This is a genomic window from Faecalibacillus faecis, from assembly GCF_003024675.1.
Taxonomy (GTDB): domain Bacteria; phylum Bacillota_I; class Bacilli_A; order Erysipelotrichales; family Coprobacillaceae; genus Faecalibacillus; species Faecalibacillus faecis.
This window is the reverse complement of sequence record NZ_PYLP01000006.1, coordinates 17681-33255: the sequence shown is the minus strand read 5'-3', so window position 1 is coordinate 33255 and position 15575 is coordinate 17681. Positions and strand designations below refer to the sequence as shown.

22 protein-coding genes are annotated in these 15575 nt (G+C 33.7%); all 22 read right to left on the bottom strand.

Annotated elements, in window-relative coordinates:
- Nucleotide 1: 1 nt before the first annotated feature.
- Nucleotides 2–1342, bottom strand: a complete 1341-nt coding sequence (locus tag C7U55_RS06445) for a PBSX family phage terminase large subunit (protein WP_106987853.1) — start codon at nucleotides 1340–1342, stop codon at nucleotides 2–4.
- Nucleotides 1311–1970, bottom strand: a complete 660-nt coding sequence (locus tag C7U55_RS06440; RefSeq protein WP_106987852.1) for a terminase small subunit — start codon at nucleotides 1968–1970, stop codon at nucleotides 1311–1313. The genes C7U55_RS06445 and C7U55_RS06440 overlap by 32 nt, the downstream gene beginning before the upstream one ends.
- A 59-nt stretch (nucleotides 1971–2029) precedes the next feature.
- Entirely contained in the window at nucleotides 2030–2548 is a 519-nt protein-coding gene (locus C7U55_RS06435) for a DUF2335 domain-containing protein (protein ID WP_106987851.1), read from the bottom strand.
- Nucleotides 2505–2732, bottom strand: a complete 228-nt coding sequence (locus C7U55_RS06430) for a hypothetical protein (RefSeq protein ID WP_106987850.1) — start codon at nucleotides 2730–2732, stop codon at nucleotides 2505–2507. Before C7U55_RS06430 ends, C7U55_RS06435 begins: the two co-directional genes overlap by 44 nt.
- Nucleotides 2733–3038: 306 nt before the next feature.
- Entirely contained in the window at nucleotides 3039–3539 is a 501-nt protein-coding gene (locus tag C7U55_RS06425) for a hypothetical protein (RefSeq protein ID WP_106987849.1), read from the bottom strand.
- A gap of 24 nt (nucleotides 3540–3563) precedes the next feature.
- Nucleotides 3564–4298 carry a hypothetical protein gene (locus C7U55_RS06420; RefSeq protein ID WP_106987848.1) on the bottom strand — a complete coding sequence of 245 codons (735 nt, stop codon included), beginning with the start codon at nucleotides 4296–4298 and terminating at the stop codon, nucleotides 3564–3566.
- Nucleotides 4299–4363: 65 nt separating this feature from the next.
- Nucleotides 4364–4912 carry a LemA family protein gene (locus C7U55_RS06415; protein ID WP_106987847.1) on the bottom strand — a complete coding sequence of 183 codons (549 nt, stop codon included), beginning with the start codon at nucleotides 4910–4912 and terminating at the stop codon, nucleotides 4364–4366.
- A gap of 188 nt (nucleotides 4913–5100) precedes the next feature.
- Complete coding sequence (locus C7U55_RS06405) at nucleotides 5101–5439, bottom strand: hypothetical protein (RefSeq protein ID WP_106987845.1); 339 nt, start codon at nucleotides 5437–5439, stop codon at nucleotides 5101–5103.
- Complete coding sequence (locus C7U55_RS06400) at nucleotides 5432–5773, bottom strand: hypothetical protein (RefSeq protein WP_106987844.1); 342 nt, start codon at nucleotides 5771–5773, stop codon at nucleotides 5432–5434. The genes C7U55_RS06405 and C7U55_RS06400 overlap by 8 nt, the downstream gene beginning before the upstream one ends.
- Nucleotides 5774–5999: 226 nt before the next feature.
- Nucleotides 6000–6269 (bottom strand): hypothetical protein, encoded by a 270-nt coding sequence (locus tag C7U55_RS06390; protein ID WP_106987842.1) that lies wholly within the window; start codon nucleotides 6267–6269, stop codon nucleotides 6000–6002.
- On the bottom strand, nucleotides 6266–6523 hold the full coding sequence (locus C7U55_RS06385; protein ID WP_106987841.1) for a hypothetical protein: 258 nt from the start codon (nucleotides 6521–6523) through the stop codon (nucleotides 6266–6268). Before C7U55_RS06385 ends, C7U55_RS06390 begins: the two co-directional genes overlap by 4 nt.
- A gap of 16 nt (nucleotides 6524–6539) precedes the next feature.
- Nucleotides 6540–6770, bottom strand: coding sequence for a hypothetical protein (locus C7U55_RS13665; RefSeq protein ID WP_162297423.1), 231 nt, complete (start codon nucleotides 6768–6770; stop codon nucleotides 6540–6542).
- 3 nt (nucleotides 6771–6773) lie between these two features.
- Entirely contained in the window at nucleotides 6774–7268 is a 495-nt protein-coding gene (locus tag C7U55_RS06375) for an HNH endonuclease (RefSeq protein WP_239985177.1), read from the bottom strand.
- A gap of 2 nt (nucleotides 7269–7270) precedes the next feature.
- The gene (locus tag C7U55_RS13535) at nucleotides 7271–7414 is read right to left on the bottom strand and encodes a hypothetical protein (protein WP_155522379.1); all 144 of its coding nucleotides are present in this window, start codon (nucleotides 7412–7414) and stop codon (nucleotides 7271–7273) included.
- A complete protein-coding gene (locus tag C7U55_RS06370; protein WP_106987839.1) occupies nucleotides 7411–7833 on the bottom strand; it encodes a hypothetical protein in 423 nt (140 codons plus the stop codon). The genes C7U55_RS13535 and C7U55_RS06370 overlap by 4 nt, the downstream gene beginning before the upstream one ends.
- Nucleotides 7820–8242: a RusA family crossover junction endodeoxyribonuclease gene (locus C7U55_RS06365; RefSeq protein WP_106987838.1), complete on the bottom strand. Its 423-nt coding sequence runs from the start codon at nucleotides 8240–8242 to the stop codon at nucleotides 7820–7822. Before C7U55_RS06365 ends, C7U55_RS06370 begins: the two co-directional genes overlap by 14 nt.
- A 189-nt stretch (nucleotides 8243–8431) precedes the next feature.
- Nucleotides 8432–10690, bottom strand: coding sequence for an AAA family ATPase (locus C7U55_RS06360; protein ID WP_106987837.1), 2259 nt, complete (start codon nucleotides 10688–10690; stop codon nucleotides 8432–8434).
- Nucleotides 10691–10692: 2 nt separating this feature from the next.
- Nucleotides 10693–12303 (bottom strand): DEAD/DEAH box helicase, encoded by a 1611-nt coding sequence (locus C7U55_RS06355; RefSeq protein WP_106987836.1) that lies wholly within the window; start codon nucleotides 12301–12303, stop codon nucleotides 10693–10695.
- Nucleotides 12303–12785, bottom strand: coding sequence for a DUF669 domain-containing protein (locus C7U55_RS06350; RefSeq protein ID WP_233543720.1), 483 nt, complete (start codon nucleotides 12783–12785; stop codon nucleotides 12303–12305). Before C7U55_RS06350 ends, C7U55_RS06355 begins: the two co-directional genes overlap by 1 nt.
- 12 nt (nucleotides 12786–12797) lie before the next feature.
- Nucleotides 12798–13919: an ATP-binding protein gene (locus C7U55_RS06345; RefSeq protein WP_106987835.1), complete on the bottom strand. Its 1122-nt coding sequence runs from the start codon at nucleotides 13917–13919 to the stop codon at nucleotides 12798–12800.
- Nucleotides 13919–15223: an AAA family ATPase gene (locus C7U55_RS06340; protein WP_106987834.1), complete on the bottom strand. Its 1305-nt coding sequence runs from the start codon at nucleotides 15221–15223 to the stop codon at nucleotides 13919–13921. The genes C7U55_RS06345 and C7U55_RS06340 overlap by 1 nt, the downstream gene beginning before the upstream one ends.
- Nucleotides 15207–15575 (bottom strand): hypothetical protein, encoded by a 369-nt coding sequence (locus tag C7U55_RS06335; RefSeq protein ID WP_106987833.1) that lies wholly within the window; start codon nucleotides 15573–15575, stop codon nucleotides 15207–15209. The genes C7U55_RS06340 and C7U55_RS06335 overlap by 17 nt, the downstream gene beginning before the upstream one ends.

Genomic DNA, 15575 nt, shown 5'->3' with positions numbered 1-15575 from the left:
CCTATTCCTCCTTTTCCAGCAACGGTAGAAGTTGCTTAATATATTTCCATAATCCCATGACTGCATATCTTTTAGCATCCATACAGTGGTCATGGTCTTTTATTACTTCTTCTTTTCCTTTGTCTAAAAGGTCTTTGTCATAACTGTATAAATACTCTTCTTCTATCAAATGTCGTTGCTTAGGCGAAAAAAATAGGTGTCCTAGAGCCATTAACTTCTGTACTCTTGTGATACCTAATTTGACCGTGTTATTTGCATCAATAATATTTATACCAGGGCAAGTTCTTTTGATTTCTTCAGCAAGTCCTTTTGCTGATGGATCAATATAAACATATAAGACTTTTTTCTTTGTATATGCTTCAATTTCTTCTTTCTTTTTCTTGAATTCTAAAGCATATTCACTTGGAGATTTTTGTTTTCCGCTTTCTCGTCCTGAATGATAAAACTCATCAATTCCACGAATACATTTATTTTTGAAATCCATACCAAAGAATTGATAGGTCGTGGCATTCATCTGACCATAATCCACACCACAAACAATAAAACGAATATTTTTGATATCTTCTTTTGTCGGTTCTTTTACATGAACATCTTCATTGAACATATAATAAACAAGTTCATCAAGACCAGTACATAAACCTAACCAAAGCCACTCATACATTTTTTCATCTGCAGCTTTCATATTTTCAGCTTCTTGAATAAGCTTTTTACCCAACCATTCAATAGGTACATCCCTATAATCGTTATGTACCCTGATACAATCAGGTCTTTGCTCCATTTTATGGACCCATTGCATAACTGGAGATTTATCGTTCTTTGGTGGGTTGAAATAATACTCCATACAGAACTCATCATCATTACCACGAACAAATGTGGCCATGATATTTACAAGTTCATCTTCACCGTCTCCCTTGTCGAAAAACTCAGTCAATTCATCTACTTCAACGAGTTTGATAGGTTTTTCTTCATCTATCATTCCTTTAGTGTCGTCGATTGAATCGTTCCCAGTAAAATAAATAGTGTTTCCATTGGGCTTATACTTAATCTCCATTGGAGATACCGTAATCTTGAAATCTTTCTTATCTAGTCCTAAACGAGTTATAGCCCTAAGTGTTTCTTTAAACACCGTTTTCTTTAATTTATTGTGGAACTTACGCATAATCACAACAGAGCAAGAAGAATCACTTACAATCTTGTATACCGCTCTAATAGCCCCACGTGATGATTTAGTACCAGCACGGCCACTTGTAAATATCTTATGAAGATAACTAATATCATTGAATGTATCATAATATTTAGGAATTAATATGTCACTCAGTTTTACCGTTTTTTGGCAAGTCATTTACAATCACAACCTTATTTGTTTCTTCATTATTTGTAACATTCATTTGAGCTACTTGAGCTTTAAGAAGATTGATTTTAGCTTTTTGTTCTTCATTGGCCATGTTCATATGTTTAGACAGCCATTCAAGAGCCTTTAATGAATCAGCCATTTTAACAGCTTTTCCATCCATTTCACATTCATCTAAAAAAGCAATATCAATGTATCTTTGAACAATATCCTGTGGATCAAGAAGAATATCCTGATACATAATCTCTTTTAATCGTTTTATTTCTTCTTGAATTTTTGGATCCTTTCTTAAATTACAAGCCATAACCATAGCACTTGTGTATTTGGCACCATAAGCTAGTTGATATGCCTTAGTTGCATTATGATATTTAACAAAGTAAACACAAAACTTTTGTTGCTGATCGTCCAGCTCATCATTTTCAACTATTTTCTTTGCTATCTTTTTAGCGACCTTTTTGGTTGCAACCTTTGGTTTTTTTGGTTGCAACTTTTTATCCTTCCAGTAGCGACTTTTCCATGACTTGACAGCACTAACTGACACACCATATTTAGCAGCTATATCTTTGTATTTCATCCCATCCAAATAATCCTGGTATGCTAACTCGTATTTCTCTTTCAAGCCATATCACCACCTCCGTATTTTTTGTAAAATAAAAACCGCATAAATTGCGGTTTATTTTAATCATTCTCATCACTATTTTTATTATTGTTAACAGCCTTACCATAAAGAAAAGCTAAAATCAAAGTCGCAAGACTACCTATTAATACGCTTAATCCAATCACATCTTTGTCGCTCAGTACTAATACAAAACCACCAATTATCCCAGCGAATGCCAAGATGAAACCAAAAATTTGTCCTCTTCCTCTAAACTTAATTTCAAAATCAACTATCTTAGTTTGATTATCTTGCCTATGCATCGACTGTCTCTCAGCCATTTTTAAAATTCTATCCGCTGATCCAGGTAAAATTTTCTCATAATTACCTAAATGACTAGGATGTGGGATAGGTCCTGAATATTCTTCTTTTCTTGCAACAAGCTGTAATACTTTTATTTTTTGAGTTTTAGATAAATCTGATTTATCTAAAATATCATTAACTTCTCTAATATCTGCTATTTCTTGTTTTTCATTATCAATTTCAGTTTCAGTTTCACTATCTAAAACTTCTGATTGATTTTCCTTTAATGCTGTCCCCATAATTTCTCAAACTATCGCTTAAATCCTTTCCAATATTTTTCCAATCTTCACTTACTGCTTCCACATCACTTTCTAAGCTTATTTTCTTTATAACCCTATTTAATTGTAAAGGACTCACATCAAGCAATGAACCCATACCATTTATAAAAGACGAAATAGCAATATATGTTTTTCTATCTTTCATAAAATATCCTCCTTTTATATAAGTAAACTTATACACTTGTATTATATCATATTAAAATAAAAATAATACTTTTTTTATAAATATAAATTCTATGCATATTGCTACTAGATTTCAAATTGAATGTATTCTATTTTACTAAACTAATTTTTTTAATTTCACTTAAAGTACTTTAAAAAGGATTCCAAACTAAAAAGCCCCTGAAACAAGAGCTTTTCAAAATAGTTCATCATAGGGAAAAGTAACGTCTCTCTTTTGCCGAAACCTTACAATAACATAATAGCACCAAATCAAATGTAAATCTTATACCTAGAGTAATTTTTTTAGTAAATTTTTAAGAATTTTATCAGCTTTTCGATACAAACTATTTACATTATTAATATTGTATCTATCCATACATTGAGTCTTTGTAAGATTATAATAGAAGTCTTCTATGAATTTTCTATCGAGTGCATCCATTTTGTTGAGGTAATATTCAACACTAGCAATACGCACATTCCAATGTTCTAAATCTTCTAAATATTCTTTTTCATTTAATTGAACGTAATCAACGATTGACTTTCTCAATTCATCTTTTTTATCAATCAAGTAGTTGTACTTATCAGCGCTATCTTGAACAAATCCACCTAAGCCATCACCCTTTCCAGGAGACTTGATAAGTTTCAGCTTTTCTTCAACCTCTAAAAGGTCGTTTTCAAGCTTTTTAAGAGGTGTTTGATAATCTTTGATTAATTTGTCACGTTCCTTGATTAAACTCTTATATACGCGAATTTCGTTACGCATGATTGATAATGTGTGTATTGTTATCATCTAGTATTGTCCTCCTTTTAAATTTTAATCATCTAAATAATCATTATCTTGCGCTACGTATTCATATATCATGAACACAATTAACGCAACCCAAAATATTTTAAAAGCTATACCGCCAAAATTAATACTTTCTTTTTCTTCTTCAACCAACTCTTTTATTGTTGCTCTTTCAAGAGAATAATTTTTGAATGATTTATCCTTCTTTGCAAAATTAGTATAGATAACACCTTTGAATAATCTAGGTATGTATTTATAGTAATATCTAACATATCCACTTTCATAAATACAGTTACCATCTCTCTTTTGTTTGTATTGATCATTGATATTTTTAGATAAATTAAGTCTTGAAGAACCTATTTCTTTCAAAGCATAACGTGTATCTAATTTATGATCATAAATACTGATTTCTTTAGCATATTTTGGTTCACTTCCTGCATAGTCCCACGTCCAATATGTTTCTAAATGGCAAACTTCATGTTGATTTTCACCACTACCAACCGTTTCACATACAGTTCTTGTATGCATTGTATAAACTTCTTTGATTTTTTCTATATATGAATACTCACCGTTTATTTCTTTAAAAGATACTGTTCCACTTGCTTTTACTTTTCCTTCAACAAGAGAATTACCCGCTTTCGTTGAAATCAAATAATCAAGTGTATCTTTGTCTCTTATTTTGACAGCCTTTTGATATTTACTGTTGTTTTCAATGAAATGATCAGTAATTCTAGTATCTATCGAAATTCCAATAGCTCCCATTACTAGAAATATTATGATAGATACCAGAGCTTCTCTAAAGGTTATCTCTATTCCACCTACATACATTATTTAAATAAATTTGTAGGAGCGTCCGCTGAAGTGTCATATTTAAGATATTTGAAATCTTTAGTTTCATATCCCATTAAATTCAATACGATATTTGTAGGGAATGAACGTGTTTTCTTGATATAAGATTTAACTTGCTTGTTATAATCTTCTCTATAATCTTTAATCATGTTTTCAGTTGTTGATAATTCAATTTGTAAGTTCTTATATAATTCAGAAGCTTTCAATTCTGGATATTGTTCAACTACAACGGATAGTGTTTTTTGAGCTTGTTCTACATTTCCACTTTCAGCTTGTGAGCGTGCTTCAATTACTTGTGTCAGTGTTTCTTGCTCAAAGTTCTTGTAATCTTTGATACTGTCTACATAATTCGGAATTAAATCAGCACGTCTTTTTTCTTGAATTTCAATATTTGAATAACTTTCATTAACTTGTTCTTCTAATGAAACAACAGTATTGTATTTTCCCATAAACAATGATGTTCCAAAAACAATACATCCAATTACAATCCCAACTACAATTAAAATAATCTTATAATCTTTTTTCATTTAATTTCTCCTCTTGTATATTTCATTCCACAACTCGTGGTTTTCTTTTTGTAAAATATTATTTCTTTCTTTTAGAGTTTTAATATATAAAGCAAAATCCATTCTTTCGCTCTTATATTCACTGATTACTATTGCTAACAACGCTATGATAAAAAGCAATATCCAAACGAAGATAGCCATAAAAGCAATCATTCTTCCATTACCTTTGGAATAGTAATTGGATAAAACCTGCCATTTTGAAAATATGTAATTGCTTCTTCCATATCATGATCTATAAAATCAATCCTAGTTGTACTTTTGTCTGTGCCCTTTATCTGAATAATTGTTCTAAATGCAACATCAATTACAAACATATCTTCTTTCAAATCTTCAAACTTAAGGGGTTGAGGAGTGAAGTGCTCCTCAATCAACTTTTTTAACTCATTGTAATCTTCATTTATTTCATTAATACCATTAGGACCAATGTTAGCTCTATGAGCATATCCAGCGATATCATCCAATAAACTCATGCATCTTGTTTTAGTCAACGTTTTCATACCTCCAAATCAATTCATCAACTGTTATACCATCATCAATCCCTTTGTAGTAGCCTTTCATTCGCATGTCAATTAATACATCAACGTCTTCAAAGCATTCATCACCATCACCATTATTAGACACTACTTTTAATAGATCCAATTCAAATTTAGTCATCTTCATCAACTCTCCTTTAATTTGCCCTTTATCTTTTGGCACTTTATTTTTAGCTTTTGAAATTTTTTCTTTAATCTCTTCTACAACTATAGCTATAGAAAAAATAATAGCCCCACTCAATATATATCCAACTATGTATGCTAATACATATATGATAATTGATTTCATCATAGCCACCTAAACTTTCAATAAAATTTATTCAACAGATATAAAACTACATCTACGATCAATATTCTTTCTGCATAATCGCTGAATGACATACGATTGCGTATTTTTTCAAATCTATCAATATCTTTTTTCTTATTTTTAAAATATAGAATACACATACGAATAAATTGATAAGTGTTTAATACAATCAAAATACTAGATATTAGAGTTTTTGCATCTGCATTCATTATTCTTCAACTCTCCAATCTAGCGTTTGACCGCATTCGCAACAAAATTTTTTTAGATAACCATCATAATACGTTTCATATGTTTTACCACAACAAGGACATTCATATGTATCTTCATCATGGTTAAAATCAGGTTGCATCGGTGCTACTCTTTCTTTTATTTTTTTATAGTCAATGAGCCACTGTGCTAACTGTTCATGCTCTTTAGCGCACTCACAATCACCTTTTGATTTTTCTTTACAATGTTCAATCGCTTCCTCTAACGTCATTCTAACCACCCCATTTCCTCGGCTTTCTTTTTTACTGCAGTAATAAATTTATCAAAATCAATACATTCATCAGGAAAGAAAAATATTTCAATTTCATTTCTTGGTTTTTGTCTATCATCTCTAAAAGATCGTGATTTATTAAACGAAACATATGTATTTAATAAGTCATTTTCTTCATCATCATACATCATTTCTTCGGAATTAAACTTTAATTCTTGTAATCCAATTTCTTCAAACATTTCTTTTGCTGTCATAATTCCTTAACCTTTCTTAATCATAAAGTTTTCTTAAAACCGCCTCATATTCAAAAGGTATACTTTTTCCTAACTTTTTGGATATAAGATACACCTTTTGATATTCAGCTTTTAAAGTATCAAAGCGATCATATATGAACGTACACTCTGATACTGTTAAATCATTATCTTTGCATTGTGCAGGAGTTAAATGCATTGTTGCTTTGCAATTTGTCATCCTGCAGTAGCGCATAAACAAATCAAACATTAATCACAATCTTTCCCACGATAAGTCAAACATGGGATTCTTTCTTTTTCTGTTACAGTAATCACTTACTGTCTGTCTAGAAATGAATAACTTCTTTGCTGCTTCTCTTGTTGATTTGTAATAACAGTCATTTATCGTATCATAGATAATCACCTTTCGGTTCCTGTTTCCATAGTGAAGTCCTGTTTCTCTTCGGGTAGCCAATCGAAGATTTGCTAAACTATTGTCACTTCTAATCTTGTTTTTATGGATAATGTTATATCCATCAGGAATAGGTCCAACAAATAATTCATAAATGATTTTTGAAACCGTATGAGCTTGGCCATGTATTTTTAAAACTGTTTTTCCTGAAGTTTTGTGCACGTATGGACACAACAAATATTCGCTGCCATTTTTATAAACATGCTTTGCTCTTCCAAAGTTTGAAAAGAAATATCCATTTTTGTATTCTTTCCAGTATTCTCCTTTTTTCTCATCAACCAATCTTTTGACTGTCATAATTAAAACCTATTCCCAATATAATCAAACAAGCTCGGTTGATCTTTACACATTCTCAATGAACAACGTTTCTTGTTTTGGTTGTAGTATTTACAGGTTGGACATTTCTTACAATCTACTGGTTTTGCGATATCTTCTTTTCTCATTTGGAATCAACTCCAAAGATATATTTCTTGATGTTGTCTTCTCCTGCTTCTTCAATGGCTTGTTTGCAAAGATCATAGTTATCGAAATAAATAGTTCCTTGGTTTTGATAAATACTTTCATTTGCTATAGCAACCTCTTGTTCCTCATGTTTATAAAACATACAAACATTATTTTCATCATACTTAAACTCTCTTCTACCATACTTCAAAAGAATTCCTTCTATTTTTTCTTTTATTTCATTATTTTCTTCGTTTTCATCTTTTTCACCTTCAAATACCAAAGACCAGCTTTCAGGTGAAGAAGCCATACAATCGCATAAATCTCTTAATTTGCATTCTTCACAATTACCACCATGCATTGAACAATAATTTTGTAAAACGTTTAATGAAACATATTCATTAATATCATTCACTATCATTTTGAATTTCCTCCAATCGAATATATATACCTGGTATTTCCGCCCAGAACTTTTCAATCAGCTCACTGGCCACTCTGGAATCATTTACATAGAACCCTAATCTCTCCATGATGTCTTTCAATGCCTTGTTTAAATCATCAGTATCAGGCTTGGTATATTTGTACTCTCCATCATGATGTTTACCAACTACAGGAAAGCACCACCTTACGATTAATCTTAAAGGCCCATCAAAAGGCTTATCAGGAATATGCGGTATCAAATGAGCTTTGAGTTTTTCCTTTGCCGTTTTAAGTTCTGGTGGATCATAAAACTTTTTAGTACCCATGTTTACCTTATGCTGTTGAGCAGTTGTTGTAGGTGGAATCATAGGCATAAAAAATTCAATTTTTCTTTTTTTATTTTTCTCCATTTTTTTACTAGGGTGCTCTAGGTTTGGTGCCCTCTAGCGTGCGGGGTGAGTGGTCGTCGTGCGTAAGCTGTCGCACGACACTTACCTCCGCGTTAGAGGGGGTGCGCCAAAATATTTATATATATTTATATATATAGGTCGAGCGCACCCCTGCGCGGAACCTGCGACGCACCATGGTCGAGCGCACCCCTATTTATCCTTTCTTTTAATGCATCTTTTACCATCTCCACCATAATAAGCTTCAAAATTTTCAGCTAAATCTTCATTGCGCTTTTTACTTTTTCCAAGCCATGCAAGTAACGTTTTAGGAGTTGTATTTAACTTATTTGCAAGCTCTTCTGCAGGTACCTCTCTACCTTCTATTTCAATGTTTGAGAACTCAATTTCAAACTGATTTACTTTCTTGTTTTTATTTTTTTCAGCCTGTTCCTGTCTCTTTTCTTTTGCCTTTTGCCATTGAGGTTTGACATCATCAGGATCAATATCTTGAAGAACTCCGTCTTGATCAACGACATGTACTGGATATTCAAAATAAAGATTTACTGGTGGAAACTTAGAGAACTCTCTCAACGTTCCTTCAATTCTCCATGCAGTAATTGATGTAGCTTTGTCCCTTGCTTCATTTACAAGCGTATCCAGTTCTTTATAGTAATCATGGCCAAGTTTGCTTTTGCAGAAATCAATCATGATACTTTGAGAAAGAACATCATCTTGTGAAAGTTCATTTAACAATTCAGGTCTGTTTGCTCTTAGATAGTCAACACAGCATTTACAAGCACTCATGTTTCTTAACTGTTTGTAATGTGCTTCATTTAGATCCAGTTCAATCAAGTCAAGCAATGCATCAGGATCACGTGCAAATACTCCTGAACCACTGGCACGGTCCATACTTCTTTTCCCACCTTGTGAACCTTTTGAATGGTGGTGGCAGTAAATAACGGATGTACCTAATTCATTACAGATCTTGTCAAACTGGTTACAGAAGTTGGCCATCTGGTCCGCACTGTTTTCATCACCAGTAATAACTTTATAGATTGGATCTATAACTACAGCTATGTAGTCTTTCTTAGATGCCCTTCTAATCAATTTAGGAGCGAGTTTATCCATAGGAATAGATTTACCCCTTAAATTCCAAATATCGATATTAGAAAGGTTATTTGGTTTAATACCGAGTGCATTATAAACATCTTTGAACCTGTGCAAGCATGATGGTCTATCCAACTCCAAATTGACATATAATGTTTTTCCTTGTGCACATTGCCAGTTCAACCACTTCTTTCCTTCAGCAATGGCAATACATAATTCTATAAGTGTAAATGATTTACCTGCTTTAGATGGTCCAGCAACCAGCATCTTATGACCTTGCCTCAATATTCCTTCAATAAGAGGTGGAGCTAACTGTGGAAGATTATTCCAAAATTCAACTAAAGATTCAGGTTCAGGCAAATCATCATTGATGCTTTCAATCCATTCGTACCATTCATCCCATGACTCTTTACCAATATTGGTATCAACAAGAAACTGCTTATGGCCATTTCTAATAACTCCTGGCATTCTTGATAGACGTGAAGGATTACGGTTTTGTGTATCTACATCAAGACCATTCTTTTTACAGATGTTGTAAAGATAATCAACACGCTTACGATATTCTCTCATATCATTTGCTTCAATTCTTACGATTGCATGAAGGCTTTTACCTCCTGAATGAACCAAACATGCTATCGGCAATTCCAATTCTCTCAATACTGTATTCTGTTCAGCTATTGGCATTGAGTCACTTTCTACAAGAGCATACTTAAAATCCGTTACATTTGAGTTCTTACAGCCTTTTCCGTCTAATGGGTTAAATCGTATCCATGCACCCGCTTCTTTGTTGTAATCGCCTAAAACAGCCCCAATATCGCCATCACACTTATTTAACTGTTGTATGAGCTTTCCTGCAGTCCTGTCCCAACATCCCTGAGTAGGTAAATGCTTTTCATCTTTAAGCCATGTCTTTGTAACATAACCAACATTTTCAGTAGAGTCAAACAGGATTTCCAAATAAGTAATAAGTTCATTGACTGGATTCCAATTAGTAGGCTCTCTTACTTCTCTGCCTTCTATCCAGTTCTTATCGATAATGACCTGTTCGTCTTTTTCAATAACATCATCCCAATCAAGTTCATGGCCACTTTCTTGGTTTATCATTGGTGGAACCCATCCCTGATTTCTAGCATACTGAACTATGGTTCCACCCGTTACACCAGAACCAGTAAAAGAATCCCATTTTCTGTAACATTCGTTTTTATGGTATCTTTTGGAATCACGCTGACTCCATGAATCCCAGTCACTAGCGGTATATCCTTCAAATTTAAGTGCCATTCCAACACAGCACCATTCCTGATAATCAAGAAGAGAAGGATCAATATTATTCAGTATTTCTAATAAATCAGTTGTATACTCCACTTTTAATCTCCTTCTTTATATGTTGCAGGATCTATTCCATTAGGAACTCTCCACCCTGAAGCAGCTATTCTATTAATTAATTTTCTAGCCGATTCAAAAGACCATGTTCCAACTTGTTTGAATCCTTTGTTTTCTAACAGCCTAATTTGTTTAGGTGTAGCCAATCCTTCTTCTTGTCTTTTATGCAATCTGTCTAACAGCAAAGTTGCTTTTCCAGCATTGTCGACACTGTCAGGATAGATTCCATATTTTTCCAATGCCTTTATTTGTTTTTCACTTGCTGGTGCCATTTCCCATCCAAATGATGGTGTATAACTTTGTAAGTCTTGGTCCATGATGCTCATTTCAAACTGTAATGGATCAACAAGTTTTCTCTTTCTTTTACGCATTTCAGCAAGCTGTTTTGCAAGTGATTCTTCTCTTTGAGCAATGACATCACTTTGAGCTTCTTTTTCAGCATCTTCTATATCTATTGCTTCAAGTACATCTTCAGGAAGTGATGCACTTGCTTTATCTTCTAAATTCTTTGTCATCTGTTTGGCCACTTCATCGTTTTCACAAATCAAGTTGGCTGGATGACATAATTCATGGCGTTCCGTATGCCATAAAAAATCAAGTAGTAACAGGTGGTCCTTGCCTTCACATAGACGAGTACCACGACCGACCATTTGTGAGTATAAACTTCTCACTTTCGTTGGTCGCAAAACGATAATGCAGTCAACACTAGGGCAATCCCATCCTTCAGTTAACAGCATTGAATTACATAAGACGTTGTATTTGTCATTTTCAAAATCTTTTAATATTTCCGCACGATCCTTACTGTCTCCATTGACTTCTGTAGCCTTAAATCCATTAGAATTTAAAATATCTCTGAACTTTTGAGAAGTTTTGACTAAAGGAAGAAAAACAACTGTCTTTCTATCTTTACAATACTTTTTCATTTCCTTTGCTATCTGTTCAAGATAAGGATCCAACGCAGTTCCTATATCACTTACCTTGAAGTCACCAGACTGAACTCCGACCCCGGACAAATCCATCTTTAGCGGTAACGTAAGTGCCTTTATAGGTGTTAGATACCCTTCTTTGATAGCTTTTGGAAGTGTGTACTGATAAGCTAGACTTTCAAAGAAGCTTCCTAGATTTCTCATATCTCCTCTATCAGGTGTAGCCGTTACACCTAATACTTTAGCGCTGTCAAAATATTCCAATACTCTTTGATAACCATCACTTAAACAATGATGTGCTTCATCAATAATGATCGTGTCAAAATAATCTTTTGGAAACTGTTCTAATCTCTTGGTTCTTTGTAGTGTCTGTACTGAACCAACAACAATCCTGAACCAGCTTCCAATACATGTTTCTTTTGCTTTTTCCATAGCACATTTAAGTCCTGTTGACTTAGCAATCTTGTCACTTGCCTGTTCAAGCAGTTCCCCTCTATGTGCCATAATAAGAACTCTATCCCCAATTTTTACGCAGTCTTTGGCAACCTCAGCAAAGACGATTGTTTTTCCACAACCAGTAGGCAAAACAAGGAGAGTCTTTTGAACTCCCTTGTTCCATTCTTCAAATATAGAATCATGTGCCTCTTGTTGATAAGATCTTAACTGCATTAGAATTGTCCTGGATTATAGTTAGGTGTTGCTTGTGGTGTAACTGGCATTTCATCTTTTGGATAGAATTTTTTGATTTCATTGTATTCATTGCCATTGTAAGTTCTTGTACCAATCTTACAGCGTCCTGTTGAACCAGGAACCATTGTCCAGTTCATCTTTAATGGTTCATCTTTTTTCTTTTGTCCAATCCCTCTAAAGAATTCACTTAAGATTCTTTCAACTTTTGTATGAAGTAATAATCTATGTTTAATGATGACTTCTTTACCGTTATAGTTGATAGCAATACTTACGATTGCTTGATTACAGGCCGACATCTTTTCAGAGCCGTTGAATCTTCCTCTTTCATAACTTTTTACAGTAAAGTCATAATCACCTGCAGGTAAGATAATGAACTCACTTTCTTCTTGGATGGTATCATCCCATCCTAATTCATGACCTTCCATCATTCCGTTATTCATCCCGTTGTTATATGCATCCATTTAATCATCCTCCTAAAACGCTCTGATATTTTCGTTAATAATTTTTAATACTTGTGGCCAAGCACCTATTAATACTCCATTGATAAAGTTTGGATCATAATTATCAATTGGTGTGTCTTCAGGATAATATCCTTTGAAGCTGACCGCTTTTCTAACTTCTTCTTCAGTTACAAGATTTTGATCCATTAAATCCCTCAATGGTTTTGGAATCATACTTTGTACAGTTTGTTGTACTGAAGCTGCATTTACAGTAGGTGCTGCTTCTTGAATTCCACCTGTTTGTAATTCCTTATCTACTTTGATTTCCTCAACTTTTGGTTCTTCTCGAGAAACTGGAGGAACAGTATTCATAACAGGTGTAGTGTTTACTACTGGTGCAGGTGCAACATTCTCATTTAATTGGTGAGCAAATAAATGAGCGATTGCTCCAAAATCAAGTGGCAGTTCTTCAGGTAATCCATCCCTATTCTTTGCGTCCCAGCAAGGGTGATGTGATGTATACATGACACGTTGACCACCTTGTGCCTTATGTTTTTTACCTTTATCATCTACAGCCACGCTGAATGTTTTGTAGTTTGCAAATAAGACCATGTCTGCCCACTCTTTTGTAAGAGGTGCAGTTTGTGCTGTTGTTTTCTTTCCAAGCTTTAATTCATAACGATCGTAAGCACCCATTTCATTAGGCTGTTCAAATTTACGAATAGTTGAATGTGCTGTTAAAAGAACATTTATGTTGGCCACATCTACTACATCCTGAAGAAGATTAAGAAATCTTCCCCATTCTTCAGCAACATAGGTATAGCCATTTCCATATCCAAAGTCTTCAATACCTTTTTTACCATGATTGGCACAGATGGCTTCCGTACATAATCTTTCAGCCCAGTCGGCAGTATCGATAACTAGTGTTTTACAGTTTCTTTTTTGAATGACCGATTGAACTTCCGCAATCAGCATTTGCCAGCTCGTTGGCTTTGGTAATCTTCTTACATCATATTTTTTAGTAGATCCTTCAGTATCAATAAATAAAGGATCTGGAAATTTCATTGCAAAAGTTGTTTTACCAATTCCTTCAGGACCATAGAAAACAACTTTTTGTGCTCCGTTTATTACTCCTTCAGTAATTTCAAAATCCATTAGAATTCACCTGCTTTCCATGTTGGTTGAGTATTTACTGGTTGAGCGGATTGAGAAGAGACATTTTCTTTTACATAGCCATCTTCAATGATTACTGAACATTCATCACCAGTAGATACTCTTGTTGCAATAGCTTGCAGTCCTTCTTGTTCAAGCCATGTATTGAACTCTGTTAGAGTTCTTAGATCCATTTGTTCTAGCTTGTCTAATAAGACAAAACCGCAATCAGGATTTAATTTACGAACGATAGCAGTAGAAACTCTTAATTGGTCACTTCCGCTCATGCTGTCCCATTTCTTTCCTTTGTAAGTCAATTCATTATCTTCAATACTTAATTCAGGCAATGGTAAATCCGCATTGTTCAATAAGTCATATTTTTGTTTACGTACATCTTCAATTTGATTTGTAAGGTTGTCATATTGTGACTTATAGCCTTTTGCTTCTTCTTCAGCTTTTTCCTTATCAAGATTTGCTCTAACCTTGCGGTTTGTTTCTTCAATTTCAGCTAGGTTCTTTTCTAGTTCATCAGTTGATTGATCCAATAAATCTAAAGCATCTGTTTTGGCCACGCTTAAATCATATGTAGCCTTGTTCAATTCTTCTTTCTTTTGATTTAGCATTTGTTCATAGCGTGCTACTTCATCCGTTAAGGTTTTGACCTGATACTCATATTGAGTGACCTTTTCTCTTTTTCTTTGGTTCTCACCATTTTGAGCAAGAATAGCCTGTTGCTGATTGATTAAATCTTGAGGACTTACCAAATCCTTAGGTGCATCTTCAAAGAACGGTTGTTCCTTAGCAAACTTAGCTTTTTGATCAGCAATGCGACCTACTGTCAATCTTTCCTGATAAAGTTCATTTTCTTGTTTTTGATAAACAGCTAATTGTTCTCCAACTCCAATAATATTTAAAAGGACTTCCGCCTTTTCCTTGTTTGTCTTGTTCATGAATTTTGGTAAATCCAACGCAAGCTGTTCAATAAAAGAATTCAACAAGTTTTGTCCTGCTTTCTTACCGCTAGGATCAGTAACTTTTAAAGAACTATTCTTTCCCTTTCTTTCAACGATAATTCCATTGCTTAATGTAACTTTTAATACTGGTGGAATAGTTGAGCCTTCTCTTGCAGCGTTGCTAGGCTTATTTTTGTCTCCACCTAAAGCCCATGCGATACTATCAAGTACCGAAGTCTTACCTTGATTGTTATCACCACCAACAATAGTCAATCCATTTTGTTTTGGATCAATCTTAACTGCTTTGATTCGTTTAACGTTTTCTAACTCTAATGCATTAATCTTCACCGACATCTTTACTTTCCCCTTCCATTTCGTGAATCTTGCTTTTAATTAACTCTTGCAATTGATGTGTACATTTTGTAAATTCAAGAACCGCTGGATTATATATATCCATTACTTCTTTTTTTGAAATACCAAATGAATCCTTTAAAAATCCAAACCCGAATTTATTTGCTGCTACAATGCCATCAACAACCAAATTATCATTTTCAAAATAAATTCTTGATTCTAAATTAACTGCTGGTAATTTATCTATTTCATCAATTTTCTTTATCAAATCATCTAAACAGATTTTGGTAATATCTATATCTTTTGCACCCGCATCTTTAGCAGCTTGAATAATTTTTTCTAATAACTTATCCAT

Bases quoted from the DNA above. Each gene is read 5' to 3' on its own strand.
- C7U55_RS06445 (WP_106987853.1), bottom strand. From the start codon at position 1,342: ATGACTTGCCAAAAAACGGTAAAACTGAGTGACATATTAATTCCTAAA.
- C7U55_RS06435 (WP_106987851.1), bottom strand. From the start codon at position 2,548: ATGGGGACAGCATTAAAGGAAAATCAATCAGAAGTTTTAGATAGTGAA.
- C7U55_RS06430 (WP_106987850.1), bottom strand. From the start codon at position 2,732: ATGAAAGATAGAAAAACATATATTGCTATTTCGTCTTTTATAAATGGT.
- C7U55_RS06425 (WP_106987849.1), bottom strand. From the start codon at position 3,539: ATGATAACAATACACACATTATCAATCATGCGTAACGAAATTCGCGTA.
- C7U55_RS06420 (WP_106987848.1), bottom strand. From the start codon at position 4,298: ATGGGAGCTATTGGAATTTCGATAGATACTAGAATTACTGATCATTTC.
- C7U55_RS06415 (WP_106987847.1), bottom strand. From the start codon at position 4,912: ATGAAAAAAGATTATAAGATTATTTTAATTGTAGTTGGGATTGTAATT.
- C7U55_RS06400 (WP_106987844.1), bottom strand. From the start codon at position 5,773: ATGAAATCAATTATCATATATGTATTAGCATACATAGTTGGATATATA.
- C7U55_RS06390 (WP_106987842.1), bottom strand. From the start codon at position 6,269: ATGACGTTAGAGGAAGCGATTGAACATTGTAAAGAAAAATCAAAAGGT.
- C7U55_RS06385 (WP_106987841.1), bottom strand. From the start codon at position 6,523: ATGACAGCAAAAGAAATGTTTGAAGAAATTGGATTACAAGAATTAAAG.
- C7U55_RS13665 (WP_162297423.1), bottom strand. From the start codon at position 6,770: ATGTTTGATTTGTTTATGCGCTACTGCAGGATGACAAATTGCAAAGCA.
- C7U55_RS06375 (WP_239985177.1), bottom strand. From the start codon at position 7,268: ATGACAGTCAAAAGATTGGTTGATGAGAAAAAAGGAGAATACTGGAAA.
- C7U55_RS13535 (WP_155522379.1), bottom strand. From the start codon at position 7,414: ATGAGAAAAGAAGATATCGCAAAACCAGTAGATTGTAAGAAATGTCCA.
- C7U55_RS06370 (WP_106987839.1), bottom strand. From the start codon at position 7,833: ATGATAGTGAATGATATTAATGAATATGTTTCATTAAACGTTTTACAA.
- C7U55_RS06365 (WP_106987838.1), bottom strand. From the start codon at position 8,242: ATGGAGAAAAATAAAAAAAGAAAAATTGAATTTTTTATGCCTATGATT.
- C7U55_RS06355 (WP_106987836.1), bottom strand. From the start codon at position 12,303: ATGCAGTTAAGATCTTATCAACAAGAGGCACATGATTCTATATTTGAA.
- C7U55_RS06350 (WP_233543720.1), bottom strand. From the start codon at position 12,785: ATGGATGCATATAACAACGGGATGAATAACGGAATGATGGAAGGTCAT.
- C7U55_RS06345 (WP_106987835.1), bottom strand. From the start codon at position 13,919: ATGGATTTTGAAATTACTGAAGGAGTAATAAACGGAGCACAAAAAGTT.
- C7U55_RS06340 (WP_106987834.1), bottom strand. From the start codon at position 15,223: ATGTCGGTGAAGATTAATGCATTAGAGTTAGAAAACGTTAAACGAATC.
- C7U55_RS06335 (WP_106987833.1), bottom strand. From the start codon at position 15,575: ATGGATAAGTTATTAGAAAAAATTATTCAAGCTGCTAAAGATGCGGGT.